General features: G+C 61.4%; 17 protein-coding genes. All 17 read right to left on the bottom strand.

Annotation, left to right across the window (positions count from 1 at the left end):
* The coding region (locus tag VSX58_RS09895) for a beta-propeller fold lactonase family protein (protein WP_327617896.1) at positions 1 to 7393 on the bottom strand (7393 nt) is incomplete at its 3' end.
* Positions 7394 to 7430: 37 nt separating this feature from the next.
* Positions 7431 to 9062, bottom strand: coding sequence for a pilus assembly protein (locus VSX58_RS09890; RefSeq protein WP_327617895.1), 1632 nt, complete (start codon positions 9060 to 9062; stop codon positions 7431 to 7433).
* Positions 9052 to 9663, bottom strand: a complete 612-nt coding sequence (locus tag VSX58_RS09885; protein WP_327617894.1) for a TadE/TadG family type IV pilus assembly protein — start codon at positions 9661 to 9663, stop codon at positions 9052 to 9054. The genes VSX58_RS09890 and VSX58_RS09885 overlap by 11 nt, the downstream gene beginning before the upstream one ends.
* Entirely contained in the window at positions 9653 to 10153 is a 501-nt protein-coding gene (locus tag VSX58_RS09880) for a TadE/TadG family type IV pilus assembly protein (protein WP_327617910.1), read from the bottom strand. The genes VSX58_RS09885 and VSX58_RS09880 overlap by 11 nt, the downstream gene beginning before the upstream one ends.
* Positions 10154 to 10158: 5 nt before the next feature.
* Positions 10159 to 11001, bottom strand: a complete 843-nt coding sequence (locus VSX58_RS09875; protein ID WP_407654861.1) for a tetratricopeptide repeat protein — start codon at positions 10999 to 11001, stop codon at positions 10159 to 10161.
* A 104-nt stretch (positions 11002 to 11105) separates the two neighbouring features.
* The gene (locus VSX58_RS09870) at positions 11106 to 12065 is read right to left on the bottom strand and encodes a type II secretion system F family protein (protein ID WP_327617892.1); all 960 of its coding nucleotides are present in this window, start codon (positions 12063 to 12065) and stop codon (positions 11106 to 11108) included.
* Positions 12066 to 12085: 20 nt separating this feature from the next.
* On the bottom strand, positions 12086 to 13066 hold the full coding sequence (locus VSX58_RS09865; RefSeq protein ID WP_327617890.1) for a type II secretion system F family protein: 981 nt from the start codon (positions 13064 to 13066) through the stop codon (positions 12086 to 12088).
* Between the two features lie 21 nt (positions 13067 to 13087).
* Positions 13088 to 14482, bottom strand: coding sequence for a CpaF family protein (locus VSX58_RS09860; RefSeq protein WP_327617889.1), 1395 nt, complete (start codon positions 14480 to 14482; stop codon positions 13088 to 13090).
* 43 nt (positions 14483 to 14525) lie between these two features.
* Positions 14526 to 15725, bottom strand: coding sequence for a hypothetical protein (locus VSX58_RS09855; RefSeq protein WP_327617888.1), 1200 nt, complete (start codon positions 15723 to 15725; stop codon positions 14526 to 14528).
* Between the two features lie 14 nt (positions 15726 to 15739).
* Positions 15740 to 16420, bottom strand: a complete 681-nt coding sequence (locus VSX58_RS09850; protein WP_327617887.1) for a CpaD family pilus assembly lipoprotein — start codon at positions 16418 to 16420, stop codon at positions 15740 to 15742.
* 24 nt (positions 16421 to 16444) lie between these two features.
* The gene (locus VSX58_RS09845; protein WP_407654860.1) at positions 16445 to 17872 is read right to left on the bottom strand and encodes a type II and III secretion system protein family protein; all 1428 of its coding nucleotides are present in this window, start codon (positions 17870 to 17872) and stop codon (positions 16445 to 16447) included.
* Between the two features lie 231 nt (positions 17873 to 18103).
* Positions 18104 to 19048, bottom strand: coding sequence for a Flp pilus assembly protein CpaB (gene cpaB / locus VSX58_RS09840; protein WP_327617885.1), 945 nt, complete (start codon positions 19046 to 19048; stop codon positions 18104 to 18106).
* 48 nt (positions 19049 to 19096) lie between these two features.
* A complete protein-coding gene (locus VSX58_RS09835; protein ID WP_327617909.1) occupies positions 19097 to 19648 on the bottom strand; it encodes an A24 family peptidase in 552 nt (183 codons plus the stop codon).
* A gap of 8 nt (positions 19649 to 19656) precedes the next feature.
* A complete protein-coding gene (locus tag VSX58_RS09830; RefSeq protein WP_327617884.1) occupies positions 19657 to 19881 on the bottom strand; it encodes a Flp family type IVb pilin in 225 nt (74 codons plus the stop codon).
* Positions 19882 to 20112: 231 nt separating this feature from the next.
* A complete protein-coding gene (locus VSX58_RS09825; RefSeq protein ID WP_327617883.1) occupies positions 20113 to 21564 on the bottom strand; it encodes a sensor histidine kinase in 1452 nt (483 codons plus the stop codon).
* Positions 21542 to 22252 (bottom strand): response regulator transcription factor, encoded by a 711-nt coding sequence (locus VSX58_RS09820; protein ID WP_327614065.1) that lies wholly within the window; start codon positions 22250 to 22252, stop codon positions 21542 to 21544. The genes VSX58_RS09825 and VSX58_RS09820 overlap by 23 nt, the downstream gene beginning before the upstream one ends.
* A gap of 411 nt (positions 22253 to 22663) precedes the next feature.
* The gene (locus tag VSX58_RS09815; RefSeq protein ID WP_327617882.1) at positions 22664 to 24310 is read right to left on the bottom strand and encodes a Na+/H+ antiporter; all 1647 of its coding nucleotides are present in this window, start codon (positions 24308 to 24310) and stop codon (positions 22664 to 22666) included.
* Between the last annotated feature and the right edge of the window lie 236 nt (positions 24311 to 24546).

The following is a 24546-nucleotide window of genomic DNA, read 5'->3' as shown; positions in this document are numbered from 1 at the left end:
CGATGAGGGCGGCCGCATCGGCGGCGGAAATGCCCGAGGCGCTGGAAATCACCACGGTGGCGTCGCCGCCGCTGACCGACACGCTGTAGGCGTAACCGCCGGCGGTGGCGCCGGAGCCGGCGACCAGGGGCACCGCCGCGCCGTCAATCGTCAGCGTCTCGCTGGCGCCGTCGCTCAGACCGGAAACGCTCAGCGTCAGACTGGCGATGGCCTGTCCGGCCTCCACGGTGGAAACCGCGCTATCGCTGAATAGCCTGACGGCCGCATCGCCCTCCGCATAGCTGGCGTCGGCCGGCGTGCTGGTCGATACCGGCGCATCGTTAACTTCGGCGACGTTCAGCGCCAACGTCGCGCTGGCGCTGGCGGAATAGACATCGGTTACGGTGACGGACAGCCGAATACTCGCGCCCGGGTCGTCGCTGACGTTGCTGTAGCTAATCTGCCGCAGCACCCGATTGGCGACGGCGGTGGTCACATCCGCGGTAAACGTCACCGTCAGCGCGCCGTCATCGTCCGCGAAGGTGGCGATGGCCGCGCCGTCCAGATAGATCGTGCCGTCCGCCAGCGTCAGGCCGTCGCCGTCGGCGAAGCCGTAGCTATCGTCGCCGTTGGCGCCGCCGCCGCGGGCGATACTTATCGTGGCGCCGTTATAGTTGCCGGCGCCGTCGGCCAGCGCGTCATAATCGGCGTCGCCGAGGGTAATCAGGCCGGCCGGCAGTACCGTTCCCTGCTCGGTGTAATCAATGGCGATTTCCGTTAGCGCGTCTTTCAGGCTGACCAGGCCGCCGTCGCCGGTAACCACCACTGCGCCATAGGCCCCGGTCGCCACGCTTTGCGCCCCGGCCAGGGCGGCGGTCGACGCGCTGGAGAGCGTTTCGAGCAGCGTCAGCGCGCCATCTTCAGACTTGTAGCGGCTGACGCCGCCGTCCGAAAGGGTGACGTACAGGGTGCCGCCGCCGTCGGACAGAGCGAGATCCGTCACGTTGGACAAACCGCTAATCGCGCCGAGGTAGGTCAGCGTGCCGCTGTCGACGTCAAAGCCGAACGCGGCGACGCCATCCTCGCTGGCGACATAAATCGTGCCGCCGTCGCTGGAAACGGCGAGGCCGACCGGGCTGGAGATATCGACCGTGCTTTCGCCGGCGCTCGCGCCGTCGCGCAGCCAGGCGACGGCGCTAAGCGTGCCGTCCGCCGCGCGTTGGTAGACGATCAGGGTATTGGCTAGCGTATCGGCGGCCGGATCGGTAATCACATAGACATAGTCCCCCGCCGTCTCTACGCCGATGGCGCTAAACAGATAGGGTTCGCTGCTGGTGGAGGCCGCGATGGACTGGCTCAACGCATACTGGCCGCCGTCCAGGGTATAAACCAGCAGGCCGGAGTAGGTGCCGTCAACCACATAGAGCGCGCCGCCGTCGGCGGACGCCGTCAGGTCGACGGCGTTTTCCGTCGCCAACGTTTGAACCAGCGTCAGGCTGCCGTCGCCGCCGTCGCGGCTGAAGATCGCCACGCTGTTGCCACCCGCGCCAAGCAGATAGAGCGTGCCGCCATCCTCGCTCATTTCGATCAGCGATACGGATGAAACGCCGCTTTCCAGCGTCTGCAACAGCGTCAGTTCGCCGCTATCCGTGCTGCGGCTGAAAATGGCGATGCCGCCATCGCCGCTGACCACGTACAGGTAATCGCCGGCCGCCGTCAGGGCGCTGGCCGTAATATCGCTAAGGCCGCTGATGGCCGTCAGGCTGGTCGCCGTCTCCAGGCTGGTGTAATCGGCGCCGGCGCTGAGCTCGGGCGCCGAGTTGTTCACCACGCTAATCGATGCGGCGGATTCCAGCGCGGCGGCATCGCCGCCGCCATTCTCCACCCCGCCGCTGTCGCGCACGCTGAGGCCAACGGTGCGCACGCCTGCGGTCTGGGCGCTGCTGAGATTCGCATAGCGGGTCTGTTCGATCAGCGCGGCGGCGTCGGCGGCGGCGATGCCGTCGTTACCGGAGAGGGTCACGGTGGCGACGTCGCCGTTGAGCGTAACGGCATAAGCGTAGCCATTGTCGAGCGCACCGCTGCCGTCCGCCAGCGCGATGCTGACGCCGGCGACGATCAGCGTCTCGCCGGCGCCGTCGAGCAGGCCCGCGACGGTAAAGACGATGCTGGAGAGGGTCTGGCCGCTCTCCACCGTCGAAATGGCGACGTCGCTGAACAGGCTAACGCTGCTGCCGGACGAGGCGTAGCTGACATCGGCCGCGGCGGCCGTCAGCGTCGGCGCATCGTTGACCGCCGTCACCGTCACATGCGCCGCGATAGCGAGCGTGACGGTATCAGCGCCGCCGTTAGCCGTGCCGCCGCCGTCTTGCAGCGAGATCAGCGTGATGGTGCGGATGCCCGCCGTGGGATCGTCGCTGGCGTTGGCGTAAGTTAGCCCGGCGATCAGTTCTGATGCCGCGTTCGCGCTAATGCCATTGCTGATGTAGAGGTATACCGTGGCGGTATCGCCATCCAGGGAGACGTAATAGCTATAGCCGTTGGCGGTTTCCCCGGAAGCTTCCGCCGTCAGGGAAACCTGAGCGCCGTCAATAACCAGCGTCTCGCTTTCGCCATCCGCCAACCCGGAGACCGTCAGCGCGATATTGCCGATCGTCTGCCCCGGCTCCCCCGTGGAGACGTCGACATCACTGAACAACGTTACCCCATCGCCATTCTCAATATAGTTAGCGCTAGCGCCGGAGGCCGTGACCGAGGGCGCGCTGTTCGTCAAACCGACGGTGACCGTGGCGCTAATCGCCAGCGCGGTGGTATCCACGCCGCCGTTGTCCGTACCGCCGTTATCCTGAACGGCGGTCAGGGTGATGGTGCGATCGCCGGTGGTGGGATCCTCGGAATAATCGGCTGAGGTATTGATGTAAGCGATATCTTTGACCAATACCGCGGCCAGATCCGCCGGCAGTCCGTCGCCGCTGCTGACGGTAACGGTCGCTACGCCGTCCGTCACGCTGACCGAGATGGACACGAAGTAGCTGTAGGTGCTGATGCTGCCGTCGCTTTCCACAACGTCCGCGGAAACCGAACCGCTGACGCTGGCGCCGTCGGTCAGCGTCACGTAGGAGCCGCCGACGATCAATATTTCTTTTTCGCCGTCCTCCAGGCCGGAAACCGTTAGAGTCAGGCCGCTGATGGACTGCTCGTCCTCGCCGGCGGAGAGCGTCACGTTATCGAACACCTTCACCGCGCTGCCGCCGCTGATGTAAGTCGCGTCCTGGCCCGCGGCTTCCAGCGATGGCGCGTTGTTAATCACGGCGACGGAAAGCCGCACATTTACCGAGCTGGCGGTGTACCGATCGCTCACGGAAACCACCAGGGTGATGCTGCTGCCCGGATCGCTGCTGGTGTTGGTATAGGTGAGCTGTTGCAGCACCCGATTGGCGGTGGCGGTGGTGACGTCGGCGGTAAAGGCGACGGCCAGCGCGCCGTCGGCGCTCACCAGGGTGGCGATGACCGCGCCGTCGAGATAAATCCCCCCGTCGCTGTAGGTCAGCCCGTTGCCGTCGGCGAAGCCGTAGCTGTCCGCCGCGTTAGCGCCGCCGTCGCGCACGAGGGTGATGGTGGCGCCGTTATAGTTGCCGGCGCCGTCGTTCAGCGCGTCGTATTCGGCGTCGGACAGGGTCAGCGCACTGGCTACGGTGATGGTCTCGCCTTCGGTGTAGCTTACGGCGACGATGTCGGAGGCGCTGACGATCCCCAGACCGCCCGCGGTGAAAAAGCCCCCGGCGTAGATTGAAGAGCCGTCCGAGGACACCGTGATACGGTAGGCGCGCGCGCCGATGCCGGTTACCGTCGTGCTCAGCGCCAGCGAACCATCGTCGTTGATGCGATAGACCAGCAGGTTGCCGGTGTTGGTGCCGACGTACAGCGTGGTGCCGTCCGCCGACAGGTTCAGGCCCCAGACCTGGGTGCCGGCGGAAACCGACGCGACCTTGGTCAGCGTGCTGTTCTCGCTGTCGAAGTAGACGGTCACGACGGTGCCGCCGGTGCCGGTGGCCAGGAAGATATAGCCGTCATCCGTCACCGCCAGCGTACGCACGAAAGTCGACAGACTCAGGCCGCTGGTCGAGACCAACTGCGTCAGCGCGCCATCCTCCCCGGCGGAGAAAACCATAAGGTAGGTGCCGCTGGAAACGTAAACGTAGCCGCGGCTATCCACCGCCACGCCGTAGGTATTGCCGCTGGCCGCGGCATAGCTGCCCGCCAAAGCGAGCGCGCCGTCGTCGCCGACGGTGAACGAGTACAGGGTGCTGGCCGAAACCACATAGAGAGCGCTGCCATCGCTGGAGAGGGTAATCGCCTTGACCTGCGCCCCAACCACCGTACTCAGGCCGCTGGCGCTGAGCGTACCGTCGGCGTTGACGTTGAAGGTAGTGATGACGTAATCGCCCGCCTGATTGCGGCCGGCGATGTAAACTTGGGAGCCATCGGCCGAGTAGGTCACGGCGGTGGCATTGGCGAGACCGTCCACTTCCACGCCGTTGGCGGCGTCGCCATCGTCCGTCGTGCCCTGCACCAGAGTCTGGATCAGCGTCAACGCGCCGGTGGTGGCGTCGCGGCTGTAGATGGTGATATAGGCCGTACCGCCGGCCGTGACCGCATGCGCCAGCGACGTATTGCCAACCACGATCAGGGTGCCGTCGTCGGCGGAGAGCGTCAGATCTTGCACCGCATAGCCATAGCCGCTCAGCCCGCCGTCGGCGGTATACACCAGCGAACTCGCATCGGCGTCGAGCGCGGGCGCGCCGTTGTCCGCCTCGTCCTGGGTGATCACCCGCAGCGTCACCTCGGCGGCGGCGGTCTTGCCCGATTCATCAACCACCGTGACGGAAATCGTGTAAGCGCCGGCGTCCGCTGCGGTGCCGGAAATCGTTAGCGTCTCAGCATCGAAACTTAACCCGTCGGGCAGGCCGTCGACGCGCCAGGCCAGGCTGTCGCCATAGAGACTGTCGGCATCGATGAACAGCCCGCTATCCAGCGCGACGCTTCCGGCCTCGCCTTCGGTAAAAGTATCCAGCAGGGTGTCCGCCTGCGCATTAACTTCGGGGGCGCGATTGGCGATCTGCTCGACCGTCAGTTCCAGCGTCAGCGAAGCGCTGGCGCCGGAGGCATCGGCGCCCGTTACGGTCAGGGTGAAGACGCCGACCTCGGTGGCCGAACCGGAGATGACGCGGGTCGCCGGATCAAAGCTCAGACCGTCGGGCAACCCGCTGACGCTCCAGGTCAATGCATCGCCGTCGACGTCGCTGAACAGACCGGAAAACAGGGTGAAGCTGTAGGCGGTTTCGCTGGTGGCGACGCTCAGACTATAGCCGGTGGACGCATCGGTGTTGACCTGCGGCACCGCGTTGACCCGCAGGGTGAGCGTCGCGGCGCCGCTGGCCAGCGCGCCGTCGCTGGCGATCGCGCTCAGCACGATATAGCTGCCGGCCGCGGCGCTATCGTTGGCGTAGGTGAGCTGCTGCAATACCTGATTGGCGACGGCGGTGGTGGTGTCGGCGGTGAAAGTCACTGTCAGCGCGCCGTCGCCGGCGCTCAGGGTGGCGACGGCGGCGCCGTCGAGCGAGATGACGCCGTCGGCGTAGCTCAGGCCGCCGCCGTCGGCGAACCCAAACACACCGCCCGCCGCGCCGTCGCTGACGGTAACGCTGGCGCCGCGGTAATTACCCGCGCCGTTATTCAAGGCGTCGTAATTGCTGTCGCTGAGAGTCAGTCCGTCGGCGAAAGCGAGCGCGCCGCCCTGTTCAAGGGTTTGCGCCAGCGTGTAGCGGACCACCCCGCCGCCGCCGGAGACCAGAAGCGACAGCCCGTCGTCGGAAACGGCGATATCGCTGATATCGGCGCCGGTGTCAATACTGCTGAGCAGAACCAGGCTGCCGCCGCCGGCGACTGAGTAGACATTAATGGCGCCGCTGCTAGTGGTGGCGTACAGCAGGCCGCCGCCGTCGCTCAGGGCGATGCTGGAGACATCGGCGAGGGTCAGGGTTTCCAGCAGGGAAAGGCTGCCGTCGCTGAACCGATAGAGCGCGATGGCCCCGTTGTTCGGGTCGGCGACGTACAGATACTGGCCATCGTCGGACACAGCCAGGCTGTAGTCCACGGCGTCATAGCCGCTGGCGCCGGTAAGCAGCGAGGCTACCGTACTCAATGAGCCGTCGTCGTTGCGCTGGTAAACCAGTATATTGTGGCTGCCGGTGGTATAGATCACATAAACGTAGTCGCCCGCGGCAAGAATGACGCCGTTGCGGCTGTTGCTGCCGTACTCGCCCGGCGCGCGCGTCAGGTAGGTCAGCGCGCCGGTCGCGCTGTCGCGGCTGAAAACGACCACGTCGTTGTAGGCCGTGCCCGCATAAACATAGGCGCCGTCCTCGGAGATCGCCAGCCCGCCGGTAATGCCGCCGTTTTCGCTTGAGACGGTTGCCGTATGGCTAAGCGAGCCATCGTCGGCGACGCTTAATACGTAGATATAGTCATCGCCGTAGGAGTATTGCTCGTCGCCGAGCGTGTCGATAAGGTAAATCGAATCGCCGTCCGCGCTGATCACCATCTCGGCGGCGGTATTCATTCCCTCGATGGTGATGGTGCCCACCAGAGTCAGTCGGCCGCTGTCGTCGACCGAGAAATGGGAAACCACGCCGTTGCCGGCGGCATAAGCCTCGTTGCCGTCGCTGGAGTAAACCACCTCCACATCGTTGCCGAGATCGCCGATGCTAATGGACTCGGCGGCGTCCAGCGCGCTGTCGTCGGTCAGCGCGGGGGCGACGTTGACGCTGCTGTCGATGGCGATGGTGGAGCTGATGCCCAGCGTCGCCGTATCGCTATCGTCGCTCAGGGTGGACAGGGTAACGGTCACCTCGCCGCTCTCCACCGTGTTGTCCAGCGTACTGTAAGCGATGCCGTCAATCAGCGTGGCGACGTCGGCGGCGGAATTGGCATCGGTCGAATTCAGGCTAAGGGTCAACGTGGTGACGCCGCCGCTGACCGCGACCGAATAGTAATAGCCGTTGCCGGAGGTCTCGCCGGAACCCGTTTTCAGGGCGATGGCGCTGCCGTCCACGATCAGCGCCTGATTGCCGCCGCTGCTGTCGACGGCGATCGTCAGCGTGGACAGCGACTCGCCGCCGCTATCCTGCGTCACGCTGACGCCGCTGAACAGATCCACCGACTGGGCGCCGGAGCCGTCGTCGATGGTAATGGCGGCCTCCACGCCGCTGGCGGCGACGCCGGGCGCGGTGTCGGTGGCGGCCACCACTTCGGCGGCGGTGGCGACGGCGGCGGCGTCGAACATCATACGCGGCTCCAGCGCCCATGCCTGTTGAGGAAGGCGCCGACGCGCCGCGGAACGGGAATAGGTCATGGTGTCATATCCTGTCGGTCAAAGGGCACATGGGCCGTTACTCAATCAAACGGACGAAACCGCTTTTCTGGTGCAGCTCGTCGGCGATTTCACTCAGGCGATCCCTGATTTTGCCTTCCGAGGCAACAAAGTCCGCGCCGTTGTAATAGGTCAGATCGCCGCTTTTTTCGGCGCAGATTTGCAGCCCCGCGCCGGCGGTACGGCGAAAATCGGAGGCGCTGGCGATGGCGCCATCTTCATCCGTCGCCTCATCGTTGCCGGTGGCGACCAGATAGAATTTCAGGTTACGCGAGCGGAAACTGGCGCACAGGCTGGCGAAACGCGCCTCGATCAGCGCTTCATAATTGTTGCAATTGGCTTCATTGGCGGAGACGGTGCAGCCGTCTATGGCTTCGCCGACATAGCTGTTGTAGCTATCCGTATCGAACCAGCGCTGGCCGGTGGAGTTCACCAACATCACGATGGCCTTGATGCGTTCGCCGCCGCCCTCGTCGAAATCCTTCGGCAGCTCGTCGTCCAGCCCCCAGCCGTCGCTGCCGCGAAACGCCGGCGCCAGCGCCATCGCCGCCCAGCCCATAGCGATGGCGTAATTGGTGTTGAAACGCCGGGACATCTCGTCGAGACGTTGGGAAATTTTCTCCAGATCGTTGGTTAGCGGCAGCAGCGCGGCGCTGGGACAACCGCGATCGGCGATCAGCGTGCGGGTATCGTTCGCGCCGGTGGCCTGGCCGAAATCAGGGTTGGGCCCGACCCAGGTGATGGTCAAAGGCGCGATGCCATAGTTGCTGTCATTGGAGGGAATGTCCGCGCGGTAGTAGATGCCGAACTGACCGCCGGGCGCTTCGTCCCAGAAGTAGTTGTCCCCCCGGTTCAACCCGCGGAACATACACAGCAGCCTGGCGCGCCGGTCGGGCATACGCGCATCCGCCAGCCCGCTGTAGCCCGCATTGAACAGCGAAGTCAGCTCTACCGGCCGCAGCGCGCCCGAGGCGGCCCACTGGCGGATGCGGTTGGGATGTTCGGCGTCGTAGACGCTGACGGACTGGCTATGGGGCACCAGCGCCAGCCACACGTTATCGCTGTCGCCGATCAAATTTTCCGCGAACTCATTGCCGATGCGGCGCAGCGCCGCCAGATTGGCGCTGTCTTCGCTCAACGTGTTGGGCACTATCAGGGAGACTTCCGTCGAGCGGTTGATCACCTCCGCCGTGGAGTAAATTTGCTGTTGGGACGACGCCAGCCGCAGCAGTTCCGCAGAGGTGGTAAAGTCGACCGTAACGGTATACGTCGGGTAGTTATCGCCGTTGCGCCCTTCGCTCAAGGCAACGTTATCCAGCGCGATCGCTTCGGCCAGCTTACTGTTTACGCCCAGGTTCGCCTTGACGTAATCGAACGCCAACTGCGTGAGCTGCTCCTGGCTGAAGTTTTCATTCAGCTTGCCGCCCAACAGCACCTGACGCCCCACCGCCAGCGCGGCGGCGTCGGCGGCGCGCTTGATTTGCGCCGCATCGCCGGTGGCGGTGGAGGAGTCCACAATAAAGGCCGCGCTAACCAGCAGCGCCATCGCGCTCAATACATAGAACGCGGTTCCCGCGCCGCGCTCCTGGCGCGCAAAAATTCGCAGGGCGCGCGTCAAACGCCGCAAAACGCCGCCGCAATTATCCCTCATTATCTTCATACTCCTCTTTCGGCTGCCCGGCCTCCTGCCCCAGCGCGGCATCCAGGGTAATCACGCCGTCCCCGGTGCGGTTTACCAGCGAGACATGCAGCAGGTTGCTCAACGATAACCCGCCGGCCAGACTGATATCCTTGCCTTCGCGGCATAGCTCCACCACCACCATGGCGACAATCTCGCTGCCGTCCTCTTCATCCTTTTCCGGCAGTTCCCCCGGATAGATCTCGCCGTACCCGGCCTGGTTATCCGCGCATATATTGTCCGCGTTGCCGCGTTCGAGCTGCCAATACACCTCGCCGGTCTGACGCACGTTGCTGATAAGCAACTGATAATTTCCCATCCCATCTTCGGGCAGCACCGCATCCAGCAGCCCCTGTAGCCCCTCTTCCGTCAGTTCCTGCTGCATGCCGAGAATGGAGACGATGGCGCCGGCCCGCTGTTCCATCCGCTCACGCTCCAGACCGACGGTGTAGATATCCGCGCAAAGCGCGCCGATCGCCAGCACGATGGGCAGCGCCAGCGCGGTTTCGACCGTGACGGAAGCCCGTTTCGACGCATAAAACCGCCGCAGCCGCGCCAACGCGTTACTCTTCATTGCGCAGTTCCGTGCCAAAGACATGTTTGTACTGATAGCGGAAGGCGTCGCCCAACGTCAGCACTTCCGGCAGGGGCGTCAGGAAGGCCTTCCTTATCTGCACCGTGACCGACCAGACGGGCAAGGTCTCCGCGCCGCCGCCGTCATCCTCGCCGGAATTCGTCTCCAGCCCGCCAAGCTGGCTCAGGTTGTCGAAATGCAGCACGCTGACGGTTAAATCATCCTCTTGCAGATAGCCATAGGAGACGTCGATCATCCGCGCTTTCAGGTTCGCCCTCATCTGCTCGGCGCTGCTGGCATTGAGATCGTCAAGGCGAAAGGTCTGCACCGCCTTATCCAGCGCCACGCTGCCCACGGCGATCACCAGCCCGATACGCGCCAGCTCGAACAGCATCATCACGCCGATCAGGACCACCGGCACCAGAAACGCCACTTCCACGGCGATCGCGCCGCGCGTACCGCGCCAGTCCACAGGGTTGCGCCGCGACATGCCCATCACTCGGGGTTGCTGAGCTGTAAACGCTGACGGCTGGACAACAGCAGCGCTTCGCCGCGGCTGCTCTCCTGGCGCATCTGCGCCAGACGCTGGTTCAGCGCCGCCATCAGTTCATCGATGCGCTGCGGCTGCGCAATGGTCGCCAGCGTGCCGCGCGCTTCCTCCTGACGATCGCTGTAGAGGTAGGCCAGCGCCAAATTCAATTTGCCGGTGGTGTTGTCGCTATCCACCGTACGCAGCAGACCGATGGCTTTATCCGCATCCCCGCTCACCAGCCAGGAGAGCGCCAGATTGTTTATCGCCGCCGCATCCGCCCGGTTGGCCTGCAGCGCCTTCTCGAACAGCTGGCGCGCCTCGGTATGTCTACCGGCCGCATCCATCACCACTCCCATGCCGTTGAGCGCGCTCGCGTTGTCCGGCTCGGCTTTCAGCGCGCAGGCGAAATCTTTCTGCGCCAGCGTATTGCGCCCCATCGCCAGCTGCGCGCGCGCCATGCCTAAACAAACCGCCAGCGCCTCCTGGGGCTTCATCCTATCGCTATCGCCGCCCAGCGATTGCCGGGCGCGGTCGTACAGCGCCAGCGTTTGCTGCGGCGAACGCACCGACGCCGCGACGCTGGCGTACTCCAGCAGCTCAGCGCCTTTAAGCTCGCCGCGCCCGTCGATCCGGGCGTAGACTTCCGTTGCCGCCTCCAGCCGCCCCTGATCGCGCAGCAAGCGGGCCAGACGCAGCCCCTCATCTTTGGTGCCTTTAATCGCCATTGAGCTGCCGCATCCCGCCAGCAGCGACCCCAGCAGCAGAACCAGCAACAAACGGCCGTATCCCCGCCGCCCGCTTGCCATTTTTTTCACCAGAGCAAACATGTTTGCATCCCCCTCAATCCCCTCTGTTTCAACCGTAAGTCCCCCGCCGACGCGGGAAACCGCTTGTTCAAATGCCTCAGGCGCTACTGAGTCAGTAGCCGAATCACGCGCACCAGGGCGGGCGACGCCATAATGGCGATAATCGGCGGCAGGATCAGCGCCATCAGCGGAACGCTAAGCTGCGCCGGCAATTTTCCCGCTTTCTCCTCCAGCCCCAGCAGCAGCGTCTTGCGGCTTTCGTCCGCTATGGTGCGCAGCGCCTGCGACAGCGGCGTGCCGTAGCGCTCCGCCTGAACCAGCGTGGCGACCATACTTTCGATTTCCGCGACGCGGGTTCTTTCCGCCAGGTGCATCATGGCCAGCGTGCGATCGGAGAGGATCTGCAGCTCGGCGGCGGTGTAACGCAGCTCATCGGCCATTTCCGGCGCCGACAATCCCAACTCTTTCGATACCACCTGCAGCACGCGGCCGATCGGCAGCCCGGCTTCGGCGCACACCACCATCAAATCCAGCGCGTCCGGCACCGCGCGCGCCAGCTTTTCGCCCCGGCTGGCGGCCCGCCACTTCAGCCACCATTCCGGCAGCACCGCGCCGACGAAAAAACCGATCAGTCCGGCGGCGATGCCGGTCATACCCAGCCGATCGGCTGGCGGCAGCCAGCCCCACACCAGGCTCGCGGCGCACAGAAAGCCCGTGAGAAATTTTCCCATCACCAGCCAGCCCACCGCTTCGCTGCGGCGGAATCCGGCCAGATCAAGCAAACGCCGCAGATTAAGGCGATCCCGTTCGGATCCGGAAAGGCGCTGCCCCTGTCGCGCCACCGGCAGCAAAATTTTTTCCAGCCAGGGGCTGATGGCCGCGCCCTGACCTCTTAAGATCGTATCCTGAGACGCCTCTTCCATCGGGGATGCGGGCAGATGCGCCCGCATCCGTTCCAGCAGCTGCTGGTGCCGCCGCTGGCTAGAGTGAAAACGCGCAAAATATATCCCCGCGCCAATCAGCCCCAGCGCCAACAGCAGTAAGGGATCGCTAAATATCGTCATGTCGGCTTCTCCCTCGTCGTTTAGCTTATTCGCCTGACCATCAAATGGGTCACCAGCATGCCGAGGCACACGCTGCACAAGGCGTAAATCAGCACCGTGGTGCCCACCGGATCGGAAAACAGAAAGCTGAAATCGTCGGGGGAACGCAGATACAAATAGGCCAGACAGCAGGGGAACAGCGCCGCCACAATCTTGGCGGACGCCCGCGCCTCCGAGGTTTTCGACTGCACTTTAAGCTGCAGCTCGCGCCGCGCGCGCAGCGTGGCGGATAGCCGTTCCAAGGTTTCGCCCAGCCGCCCGCCGGCCTCCTGATTGATGATCAGGATCACCACGAAGAAGCGGTACTCCGACATCGGCACCCGGCCCGCCGATGCCTGAATCACCTGGCGCAGCGGGATGCCCAGCCTTAGCCAGTGGTCGATGGTTTTAAACTCGTTCGCCAGCGGCCCGGTCAGATGCTCCGCCACCATTGCGAAGGTATTCGCCACCGGCACGCCGGCCCGGCAGCTGCGGGTAATGGCGTCAATCGCCTCCGGCAGGCTTTCGCGCAAGGCCTTCAGGTGCTTTTGCAACGCGGAACGAAACAGCAGCGCGCCGACGCCGGCGAACAACAGCAGAGAGAAAACCAGCCCCAGCGTCAGCGGCAGCAGGGTTCGCTGCCCCATGATCATTCCCAGCGTCAGACACAGCGCCGCCAGGATCAGCGCCCGCTGGCGCAGGTTTTTTTTCCAGCCGATAAACGCCAGCTGCGACCAGATCCCGGCCAGCCAGCTCCCCACCAGCGGCACCCTCATCAGCGGCGTTTTTATCTCATCGCGCAGGATGGAATCGGAAACCTGTTGCGGCGGCGGCGGTTCGACCTGCGCTAAAATCCGCCGCCAGCGCAGTTCGCTCTGCGCGCGGCGCCGACGCGCCTCCTGCCAGCGATAGGCGGCGAAGCACAGCAGCAGCACGCAGCAAAACACCAACAGCGTAATCAGATTCAGGCGTAAAGGGGTCATCGGCGTCTCCTCAGTTCATGACTACGCATCGAACAAATGCGCTTTGTCGCTGTAGAACTGCGGGCGCGGGATATGCTGTACGTATTCGCCGGTCAGCATGCCCTGCGCGTCTTTGCCCTGGATCTGGAAAGTAAACAGATCCTGCAGCTGGATCACCTCATTCTCCATGCCGCAGACTTCGGTGATCGACACCACGCGGCGCACGCCGTCGCGCATACGTTCGATCTGTACGATCAGGTGTACGGCGCTGGCGATCTGCCGCCGGATCGCCATCAGCGGCAGTTGCATATTGGCCATCATCACCATATTCTCCAGGCGCTGGATCGAATCGCGCGAGGTATTGGCGTGCACGGTGCACAGCGAGCCGTCGTGGCCGGTATTCATCGCCTGCAGCATGTCGAAACTTTCACCGCCGCGCACTTCGCCGAGGATGATGCGGTCGGGACGCATACGCAGCGCGTTGCGCACCAAATCGCGCTGGTCGACCCGGCCGGTGCCTTCGGCGCTGATCGGGCGGGTTTCCAGCCGGATCACATGCTCCTGCTGCAACTGCAGTTCGGCGGCGTCTTCAATGGTGATAATGCGTTCGTCGCTGCCGATTTTTTGCGACAGCGCATTGAGCAACGTGGTTTTACCGGCCCCGGTGCCGCCGGAGACAATCACGTTAATCTTCGCCTGCATCGCCCTGTTCAGCACATCGGCCATGGCGTATGACATGCAGCGGCTCTCCGCCAGCGCTTCCAGCGACAGGTTGCGACGCATAAATTTACGAATCGAGATGGTGGTGCCGTCGATCGCCAGCGGATAAGTGATCACGTTGACGCGGCTGCCGTCCGGCAGGCGGGCGTCGACCATCGGGCTGGCTTCATCGATCCGTCGGCCCACCGCCGCCGCGATACGCTGCGCGGTGTTAAAGACGTGTTCTTCATCAATAAAGGTGATGGGAGAGAGCTCCAGCTTACCGAAGCGCTCGACAAACACCTGATTGGCGCCGTTCACCAGAATATCGTTGACCGTATCGTCGGCCAGCAGAGGCTGGATCGGGCCGATTCCGGTCATTTCATCCAGCATTTCCGCGGCGATGGCTTCTTCTTCCTGCCGGGACAACTGCAAACGCTGCTCGTCGCAAATATGGCGGATGACGGTTTCGATCTGCACCAGCAGTTTATCGCGCTCCATCATGGCGGCCTTGCCGGCATCGATCTGATCGTAGAGCTGCGCCCGGATCAAACGCCGCTGTCCGGTTCGGCTATCCGTCTGCCGCGCCGCCGACGGCGCCGCGCCGCTCGCCGCGGGCGGCGTCCGGCTTTCGCCCGCCGGGCGCGCTTTCAGTTCGGCGACATTGGCGGCGGCGGCGGGCTGAGGCGCGATCCGGCTCGCCTCGCCTTTCTGCTGGTGGTTTCTACGAATCAGCATAATCTGTTAACCATTTGATAAAACAAGATAAATTTTCCAGTCATCATGCCCGCTTCAGCCAGCGCGCAAACCAGCGTTTCTCCACCGGTTTGGCGCGTACGCCGCAGGCCAGATCGGCAAGCTGACGCAACCCTTGCTGAAAAACCGGCGCCGTCGCCAGGTTCAGCGCCCCCAGCGTCAAACTTTGCGCCAGCGCATGCCCGGCGTTCGGCAGCACGGCGTCGATGCGCCGGCCGGTAAACTGTTCAAACTGCTCGCGGCCGAGCGGCGCGCTTCCGGCGAACCGGCTTTGGTTATGCACCAGCAGCAGACGCTGGCCTTCGCTCTCATCGCCGATTTCATGCAGCACGCGCCGGACGTTGCGGGCGTCTTGCAGCGTCAGTTCGGTCACGATGATGCGTAAGTCGGCGTAGGTGAGCACATCCAGCGCTCCCGGCGGATAGCTGTTGGGCAGGTCCCAGATCACCTGATTAAACATACGGCACAGCGCGCTGCCGAGATTCAGCACGTTATCCACGTCGATCGGCGTGAGCTCCCCCAGCTCCGGCTTTTGCGCCAGCAGATGTAAACGGGGCTCGATGCGCAGCATGGCGCGCTGCAGCAGCCGGGTATCCAACTCCTGCGTCCCCAGCACCGCGGCCAGCCCGGCGTCTTCGCTCTGCCCCTGCAACAGCAGTTGATCGCCGTTGCGGCGGTCGAAATCCACCAACGCGACCGGCAAATGGCGCTCGCCGGACAGCAGCCGGCTCAGCCCCATGGCGACGGTGCTGGCGCCGCTGCCGCCGCTGGCGCCGACCACCGCGACGGTGCGCCCCATACGGGCATACTCCGGCCCGGCCTGCTGGCCTGCGCATTTCGCCAACGTCGAGGCCAGCAAATCCAGCGTGAACGGCTTCAGCAGGTAATCCACCACGCCGATCTGCAACAGAGCGCGATACAGCGCGACATCCTGTTCCTTGCCGGTGACGATCGCCTGCGTCGTGGGGCCGCAGATGCCCAGCAGCGCCTCCAGTTCTGGCAACGGCCAGTGCGTCCCCTCCAAATCCACCAGCAAAACGCGCGGCGGAACATTCTGTTCGCACCACTTGCGCGCCGCGGCGATGCCGCCCGGCATCACCGGCACGTTCTGATGCTTCAGGCGCGCAAACTGGTCGCCAAGCTCGGCGACGTCATCGCCGGCGTGAACAAACGCCACCAGCGGCACGCGCAGCTCTTCATTGTCAATAAGGGTAATTTCACTCATGGAATGCCACTCCCTTAATCTTCAAAATCAATATCGATGAGCTCTTTCACATCATCAGTCTGATAGCGTTCGATGCTGTTGACCGCCATTACGCCGTCCGCGTCATCCAGCGTTTTCGCCTGAATCAGATCCCGGGGTTCCGCCACCATCATCGCCAGATTATTTTGCGTCGCGCAGCCGAGATATCCCATGCCTTCAAACGGCTTCACCATCAGCAGGTCGGGATCGTTGACCTGACAGCGGGCGGTTTTTACCGCCAGCGCCTCAGAAATCACCTCCAGATCGCCGGCGTGGCCGCCCGCCGCGGAGGTACGCATCAGCTTGACTTTCTGCGCGTCGGCTCCGGCGTTTTTCAGTACGCTGGCCAGCCTGACCGCCATTTGTTCGCCGCGAACCGTACGCGGGATTAGCGTCAGCGTCTGTTTGGATAAGCGCCCCTGATCTTTGAGCATCACGTTGAGCTGCTTGAGCGATTGCGCAGTAAAGCCGCGACCGTTGGCCGCCACCTGCAGCGTCACCGCCAGCGAAGAAGGACGAATGTCTATCGGCGCCAGCGCCGGCTGCTCATAACGCTGCATACGCTGAGCGTTTACCGATCGATCGCCGCAGGCCGCCAGCAGTAAGCAAAGGGCGCCGAGCGTCAGGCGCAATATCGGGCCGGCTGACGATTTCATTGCGTTGTTGGGGTTATTCATTTTTTCACCGTTTCATCATCAGATTCAGTAGAGATAGCCCACGGCGCCATAGCTGGGCGTCACGGAATCCAGCGTTTTGACGCCCTGCCCCGGTATCTGAAGATCGCCCGCATTCACCGGTTCCACCACATAGGCGGTGGCGATAATCACCAGTTCCGTTTCCTCATGGCTCGCCGACTCGTTTTCAAATGCCCGCCCGATGATCGGAATACTGCTTAGCCCCGGCACTCCGGTCACCGTCTGGCTGTTGGAACTGCGCAGCATGCCCGCCAGCGCGAAACTCTGCCCGCTGGCCAGCTCCACCGTGGTATCGGCGCGGCGCACGGTCAGCGCCGGGATGGTCGAACCGCCTTCCAGCGTGACCGACCCCACCGACGTCAATTCGCTGACTTCCGGCGCGATATGCAGGCTGATGCGATTGGCGGACAGCAGCGTCGGCGTCATGCGCAGGATCACGCCGTACGCCTTATAATCGATATTGACGTTGTTGTTGGTAATGATGACCACCGGCACTTCGCCGCCCGCCGCAAAGGCGGCGGTTTCGCCGGACATGGCGGTGAGATTCGGCTCCGCCAGCACGGACGCCATGCCCTGTTTGTTCATCGCCGACAATAACCCGCTGAGCGAGCCTTCGCCGCCGCCGACGTTGGCGCCGAAGAAGCTGCTGCCTTCAACGCCGGTAAACGCGCCGGTGCTGGAATCAAAGAAACCGCTGACCGTACCGGTGCCCAGGCCGAAGTTGGCGCTGCCTCGGTTAAGCGACGCTTCCCAGTTGAAACCCAGTTCATGGGTCAGGTTGCGCGACACTTCCACCACCCGCACGCGAATGTTGATTTGGGAAGGGGTTTTAATCTTCAGCTGGTTGATCACCTTGCCGGACGTTTCGCTGCTGCCCGGCAGTTCCTGGCCGCCGCCTCCGCCGCCTCCGCCCCCGCCCCCGGCGGACGAGGAAGAAGCGACGATGTACGCCTGCACGCTGTCGATCACCCGTTTGGCGTCTTGCGGCGTATCGACGCTGCCGCGAACGATCACGCCGCTGGGGATCCCCGCCTCCAGTTGAATATCCGCGCTGGGGAACTCCCGTTTCAGGCGTTCGCCCAGAGCTTTCAAGTCGTGTTCGGAAACGATGCGGATGGCATTGATGACATCGCCGTTTTCATCCATGGCATACAGCGTGGTGGTTCCCACGCTTTTGGCATAGATAAACAGGTTGCCCGGCGAAGGCAGTTCGAAACTGGCGATCGCCGGATCGGCCACCAGCACGCTGTCGGGCAAACCATCCAGCCGCAACATACGTCCCTGATGCACCGTCATGTGCACCACGTTGGTTTCCGCCACTTCAGCAATGCCGGCGGCCGGCGCCGTCGCCGGCGCCAGCGTCGCGGCCAGCGCGGTTACGATGAACACCCGCCCGGACAGGCGGGCAATCTTCCCGTTAACGAAAGGCGTCATTGCCGCGCGAACGGGAAACCATCGGCAGCTCAGCGCGCGCGTCATCGTCCGGCGCGCGGGAATAGCGGCCGGAGCGGAAAGCGCCGCGCCAAATCCCTTATTAACAATCCGCAGAAAATGGGTTTTCAAAAACCGGGAAAACATCGTCATTTACTTAATTTCCGTAATGGGCTTCATTTTTCCATGAGCAACTTTCAGGTTAATCACGGGCTGCCGGGATGGTGGTTCGCGCTAGCGGGATGGGAACGTCAGGACATCTTTCTGCGCGCCCCGGAACACCTTGACCTGATGGCCGTTGCCGGACAGGCCGCTATAGATGCTGGTGCTTTGCGATAGCGTCGTTACCCGCCGCGCCGCATCCTGATGGAGGTCGTCCTGTTCGTCCGGCGTTGAACTGCGTAAAGCCAGATGCAACATGCCGACTTCTTTCGCTACCGCCAGCACTTCCGCCTGCTGCGGCGTAACCTCGACCGTTACCGTTTGATAGCTCACCGCGCGCGGCCGGCTGTTGGCGGCGGAAGCGCGGCTGCGGCTTGAGGACGCTTCCGCGCCATCTTCCAACGCCACATCCTGCCGGGGGCGCACATCGGTATCGGTTTGGTTGTTGAGCGCCAAAACGCGCAAATCGCGCACGATGGTTTGCGACGCCAGCAGAGGCAGGGCGACCGTTTGCGCGCCGCTTGTCTGTAGCTCCGGCTGTTCGTCTTTTTTCAGGCTAAGAATAATGTCCACGCGATCGCCCGCCGCCACCAGGCCGGCGTTGCTGGCCACGGCATTGGTTGGAATCGAGATGGCGCGCATGCCTTTGCGCAAAACCGCGGCGACGAAACCCGGCTCGTTGGGTTTGACCACCACGTTACTGGTCAGCGGCGTCCCCTCGGCAACCGTCTCGCGCAGCGTGGCGCCCAGCAGCAGGGTTTGGCTGTCTTTGCCGCGAATAAAGTTAAAGGTGCGGGATACCGGCTCTGCGGTGACCTGCCAGCGCAGCGAAGAGGAATCAAGAAAATCGCCGGGTTGAAGGTCTTTCGCCGCCACCAGAACCGCCGTTTGCTCCGGCGCCTTGACCACCGCCGGCGGCGCCGGCGGTGGCGACGACAAATGACTGCGCACCATCAACGCGACCGCCCCCGCCAGAATAAGCGCCCCTGAGAGTACGTATGTAGAGTTAACTTTCATGCAATTTGCCTACCTAAGCCGTGCGCGTCTTAAAAATAGCGACAGAAATTAGAACAAGGGAAAAATCAGGACATACATCGCGCCGAACGCAATCGCGATACCGTAAGGAATGCCCTGAGAAAGTTCGGTCGGCAGCGCAGGCGGCACGGGGAACCGGCTTTTAAACATCCGGTTGATCATCTGAATTCCCATGGCGACCGCGGCCGGCACGGTATTGAGCAGAGGCAACCCCAGCGCCAGCACCCCGCCCGCCAGCGCGGTGATCATGACGAAAACGATCTGGTGTCCATATCCGACCCACAGACATAAAACGCTCATCAGCTTTACGTCTCCGGCGCCGAGTCTGCCGGTGAGGAAAAGCAGGAAACCGCTAATCAGCACAAGCGCCGCGCCCGGCAACGCCCATAACGCCTGCTGTAGCTTATGCCTGTCGAACGCGCCGGATTGCAGGATATCGATGACGCCGAAAGCCAACCATCCCGCCAATAAAATCACTATCGCCTGATTGGGAATCTTACGCGCCAACAGATCGGTCCCGACGCACCACAGCAGGCATCCCGCCAGTAATATCGTTTGCGGCCAGTGCGTGTAATACGCGATCACTGGGCTTATTTCGCCGTTCCCGAGGTACTGGAGCCGCTGGTGCCGGAGCCGGTGATCTGATCGGCGATTTCGCGGAATTTTTCATTCAGCGCCTGCACGAAGATGCCGTCGCTGCCGAAAATCGCGCCGATCGCCGCCGCCATCGCCGCCGCCAGAATGCCGTATTCGATTGCCGTCACACCGCTTTCATCGCGCAGGAAAGAACGCAGCTTTGTTTTCATATTATTCATGGGGATCATCTCTTATTCCGCAGCCAAAGAAGTCATGGCGAATAACGGGAGCCATGATGCTAACAGCAGCAATAATGAGACTTATTATCAAGAACGACAAGCGGCAGAACATTAATATTTATTAATCTTTGCATACAAAAAATTATCATTTTAAATCAAATATTAATACAACCTCACACCAACCATGGAGATGATGTATTTACCGGTTTTTTACAGGGGTTTACTGAGGATTTAACAGCGTTTAAGACATAAATAAACATTCAATCCCGGATTGGCGGATTCCAGGCAGAGTTTGCCGCCGTGCAGGTCGGTAATCGCTTTAACCAGCGACAGCCCCAGCCCATAGCCGGACTGTTTCAGCCCGCTTTCCAGCCGTTGAAAACGCCGCTGCGCCTTTTCGTGCTGCGCCGCCGGAATGCCCGGCCCGCGGTCGGCGACGTTCAGCGCGATCCAGCCCTGATAGAGCTTCACGCCCAGCGTGATCTCTTTGCCCTGCGCGGCGTATTTCAGCGCATTCTCCACCAGATTGGCCAACGCCTGAAATAACAAAGCCCGATCGCCAAACAGCTGAATGCCCGCCTTAATCTCTATCAGCAGGCGGCAGCCGCGCTCTTCCGCCAACGGCTGATAATATTCGCTCACTTCTTCCAGCAGCCGCCGCGCTTCGATTTGTTCAAATTGATGGATACAGCGCCCGCTCTCGATTTCGCCAATACGCATCACCGTGCGGAACAGCCCGAGAATCTTATTGACCTCCCCGGTCGCCAGGCTCAGTTCATCACGCATATCGTCATCCAGACCGGCGCGCTCGCTCAGATTGAACAAGCGGTTTTGCAGGTGCGTCAGCGGCGTGCGCAATTCATGGGCGATATGGCTGGAGGTGCTGCGCACCTGCTCCATCAGCCGCTCAATGCGCTCCAGATTCTGGTTGATTTCCGCGCTCAGGCCGTCGAAATCATCGCCATAGGGCGACAGCGGCATTCTTACCTGCCGTTCGCCGGTGCTGTAACGGTGCAGGGCCGTTCGAATTCTCTCGACGCTGCGTAAACCGCGCAGGCTGAAATGGCGGCTGACCAGCAGGCAAAACAGCAGCACCGCGAATAGCCCGGCGCCCGTCACCAGAGGGATGGTCCTCACCCGCTCCAGCATCGGCCGGATGTTATAGGCGGTAAACAGCACGCCGCCGTCATTCAGCATCACCGAGAGGCCGATCAGCTGAGGATCGTTTTTGTCGGAGAAAATATCTTTCAGGCACGCCACGTCCATCCGACAGCGGGTGCTCGGCAAATTTTTCAGCGGATGATTGTGGTACAGAATATTACCGCCGTTATCCATCACCAGAAAAAGCGGCAATTCATCGCTCTTCGCCAAATTATCCTGGCGCAATTGCGTAATCAAAGTGGCGGTATTGGTTAAACGCGACTGCATGGCGTAATCATGAATATTACCCATAATAACTTCACGGACATGGGTTTTGATTAACGTTTCGCTGAGCGAACTAAAACCGACAATGCTCATCAGCATCATTAATAGAAATAAAAAAACGATGGTGATCGATTGTCGGAAATTAGCCGTACAGACGAAATCGGGATATTGACTTGCCCCCACCAATTGCCAGTGTTTAATTTTCGTTTGCCAACAGCGCCTTTGCGTTTTTATTCTATTCAGAATAGCTGCCAACATCTGTTCTATCCTTATCAACAGAACCCAATGCGTATCCCATAGCCCTTAGGGTTTTAATTAACGGATGCGGGAAACCCTTATCTATTTTCGCCCGCAGTTTCGACATATGAACGTCAATCAAATTGGTTTGCGGATCGAAGTGATACCCCCATACCCGTTCCAGCAGCATGGTGCGCGTAACCGCCCGGCCCTGATTTTCCATTAAAATAATCAATAGCTTAATTTCTTTATCCGTCAGTTCGATGCGCCGGCCGCCGCGCCAGGCGACCCGTTGCAGGCGGTCGAGCTGCAGGTCTTCGAACGTCAGCACGGAGGCACTCTCTTCATGGCGTTTGACGCGCCGCGCCATAATATCCAGACGCAACCTTAATTCGTTAAAATTAAAAGGTTTGCCCAGATAATCCTCCGCGCCGAGCTCCAGCCCCATCACCCGATCCACATCCCGGTCTAATGCGGAAAGCAGCATAATCGGCGGATGGCGCGACCCTTGTAATTCACGCAATACGGAAAAGCCGTCCATAATCGGCAGCATTCTGTCCAGCAGCACGACATCATAGACCTCATCTTTTATAGCTTTTAATGCATGCGCCCCATCGTGCACCATCCGGCATGAGTGGCCGTGCGAATGTAATTTCGAACTTAACCAATGGCACAGTACGGAATCATCATCAACTACCAGTACGCGCATAATTTTCCCCTGCTAAATGTCGCTATTCTCATAGCGAATTTATGGTTTATGGCGAGCATCGAAATCGGACAAAACGAACGGCTCCCGGCAGGGAGACGCCGGGCGATTAAATATCGCCGACGATTTCGCAACGCCAAATAAAAAGGAGTTTACCGATTTATTATTTCAGACGGCCGCCAAAAGCGACGCACTCTCTTTGGCGCCGGCCGGAAACGCGGCGTGCGCGGAAAGTGCCCGCTGAACATTATTAGCCAGATAATAACAATCATTATCATTTAGTGACAAGTCCTTACCCCTGCGAGAACGACTTTCGCACGTAAGGATTTAGAAAAGATCCCCGCCGCGCAGGCGGCGGGGAGTCATCAAGGGGAGGAAATAACGATGCGGTGATGCGTCGAGCGGAAACCGGCCTTACTCTCTTTCGCTCAGCACCGCCTCCAGCAGATCCAACTCGCGCAGCATTTTCAGCAGCGTTTCATTGCTGATTTGCTGCGTGGCGCGCAGGTGATACAGCTCCGCGCGTTCCGAATTCAACGCCGTCAGCCGGAAACGGCGCTCCAGGTTCTCAATCATCAGGCTGTGCTCCAGATCGTCCTGACCGGCGACCTGCCGCCGCAGGTTGCCTATCACCCGGGCGCTGACCTCTTTCAGCACCTGCTCGTCGATATTCTCTTCACGATCGGCCGCCAGCCGCTCCTCCATTTTATGCAGGCTATCGATAGCCACTTTCGCGGCGGAGCTGCGCGCCATTTGCTCCTCTTTGGCGTAAACCGCTTTATCCGCTACTACGATTCCCCGCAGCAGCAGCGGCAGCGCCAACACGCCGCACAGCAGAGAAAACAAAATGACGCCGGTGGCGATAAACACCAGCTGATAGCGGGATGGGAAAGCGGTGCCGTCGGTCAGCAGCAGGGGGATGGAAAGCACGCCCGCCAGCGTAATGGCGCCGCGCACGCCGGCAAACGAGGAGATCCACAGCTCACGCGTCGTGAATTCGGCGAACGCCATCGGTTTCTTTTTCTGGATATGCAGGCTGTATCTCTTCATCAGCCACAGCCAGCCAAAACGCAGAAATAGCAGCGCCGCATAAATCACCGCGATATCGGTGAACAGCATCCAGGTTTCCACCGTCGGGTCCAGCTCCGCCTGGGTTATCGAGGTTTCCAGAATTCCCGGCAACTGCAGACCCAGCATAATGAACACCATGCCGTTAAACACAAACTCCAGCATCGACCAGACGCCGTTGGCGCGCAGCCGCATGTTCAGCGGGGCATTGCGGATCACGCCGGATTGGCCGATGGTCATCCCGGAGGCGACCGCCGCCAGAATGCCCGACACCCCGATATGTTCGGCGATCAGATAGGCCGCGAAGGGCAGCAGCAGCAGCAGCACGATTTGGGTGGCGGCGTCATTGCCGCTCCAGCGGCTGATAAGGCGCAGCGATTTACTATACACCCAGGTAACGGCCACCCCGGCCAGCAGCCCGCCCAGCGCGACTTTAATAAACGCCAGCGTGGCGCCGGAGACGCTGAACACCATGGTTCCCATGGCGACGGCGACGGCGAACTTCAGCGACACCAGGCCGGATGCGTCATTCATCAGGGCCTCGCCCTGCAGGATCCCCATCAGTTTTTTCGGGATGCGCCCCTCCCCCACGATGCCGGAGAGCGCCACGGCGTCGGTGGGAGACAGGACGGCCGCCAGCGCGAAAGCGGCAATCAGCGGCATTCCCGGCACCATCCAATAGATGAAATAGCCGACGCCCACCACGGTAATCAACACCAGAATCAGCGCCAGGCCTATAATCTCGCGCCCGTGTTTGAAAAATTCATGCGTCGGCGTTTTCCAGCCGTCGGCAAACAGCAGCGGCGGAATAAACAGCACCATGAACAGCTCGGGATTGAAATCAACGTGCAGACCAAACTGAGGCACGGCAAGTATGGCGCCGACGGCGATTTGCATTAAAGGAAGAGGTATTTGAAAAGGCAGAATTCGTGTAACCACACCGGATAGAGAAACCACCAGGGTCAAAATAAGAATAGTAAAAAAGATTTCCATGCTTTCCTTAGACTCTCTCCTGCAACATTAAAAAGTGGCTTAGCGCCCGCCGATCCCATGAAGTACAACCTCATATTTAACGTATCTATTCTGTCACTAAAATGAATATCTGAGAGGAAAAAATTTATATTTTTCGCATTTTCACATACCGAACCTCAACTCATAATCAATGAAGTTCCGGCGTGAAACGGAAAGAAAAAGAGAAGAAGAAAAATAGGAAGAGCGAGCTGACAAAC

It is taken from the genome of Brenneria populi, from assembly GCF_036016195.1.
In the GTDB taxonomy this organism is placed as follows: Bacteria; Pseudomonadota; Gammaproteobacteria; order Enterobacterales; family Enterobacteriaceae; genus Brenneria; species Brenneria populi.
The sequence above is the reverse complement of the archived record's forward strand: the minus strand, read 5'-3'. Positions and strand labels throughout refer to the sequence as shown.

Coding starts and splice junctions, on each gene's coding strand:
- VSX58_RS09890 (WP_327617895.1), bottom strand. CDS start 9,062: ATGAGGGATAATTGCGGCGGCGTTTTGCGGCGTTTGACGCGCGCCCTG.
- VSX58_RS09885 (WP_327617894.1), bottom strand. CDS start 9,663: ATGAAGAGTAACGCGTTGGCGCGGCTGCGGCGGTTTTATGCGTCGAAA.
- VSX58_RS09880 (WP_327617910.1), bottom strand. CDS start 10,153: ATGTCGCGGCGCAACCCTGTGGACTGGCGCGGTACGCGCGGCGCGATC.
- VSX58_RS09875 (WP_407654861.1), bottom strand. CDS start 11,001: ATGGCAAGCGGGCGGCGGGGATACGGCCGTTTGTTGCTGGTTCTGCTG.
- VSX58_RS09870 (WP_327617892.1), bottom strand. CDS start 12,065: ATGACGATATTTAGCGATCCCTTACTGCTGTTGGCGCTGGGGCTGATT.
- VSX58_RS09865 (WP_327617890.1), bottom strand. CDS start 13,066: ATGACCCCTTTACGCCTGAATCTGATTACGCTGTTGGTGTTTTGCTGC.
- VSX58_RS09860 (WP_327617889.1), bottom strand. CDS start 14,482: ATGCTGATTCGTAGAAACCACCAGCAGAAAGGCGAGGCGAGCCGGATC.
- VSX58_RS09855 (WP_327617888.1), bottom strand. CDS start 15,725: ATGAGTGAAATTACCCTTATTGACAATGAAGAGCTGCGCGTGCCGCTG.
- VSX58_RS09850 (WP_327617887.1), bottom strand. CDS start 16,420: ATGAATAACCCCAACAACGCAATGAAATCGTCAGCCGGCCCGATATTG.
- VSX58_RS09845 (WP_407654860.1), bottom strand. CDS start 17,872: ATGACGCCTTTCGTTAACGGGAAGATTGCCCGCCTGTCCGGGCGGGTG.
- cpaB (WP_327617885.1), bottom strand. CDS start 19,048: ATGAAAGTTAACTCTACATACGTACTCTCAGGGGCGCTTATTCTGGCG.
- VSX58_RS09830 (WP_327617884.1), bottom strand. CDS start 19,881: ATGAATAATATGAAAACAAAGCTGCGTTCTTTCCTGCGCGATGAAAGC.
- VSX58_RS09825 (WP_327617883.1), bottom strand. CDS start 21,564: ATGTTGGCAGCTATTCTGAATAGAATAAAAACGCAAAGGCGCTGTTGG.
- VSX58_RS09820 (WP_327614065.1), bottom strand. CDS start 22,252: ATGCGCGTACTGGTAGTTGATGATGATTCCGTACTGTGCCATTGGTTA.
- VSX58_RS09815 (WP_327617882.1), bottom strand. CDS start 24,310: ATGGAAATCTTTTTTACTATTCTTATTTTGACCCTGGTGGTTTCTCTA.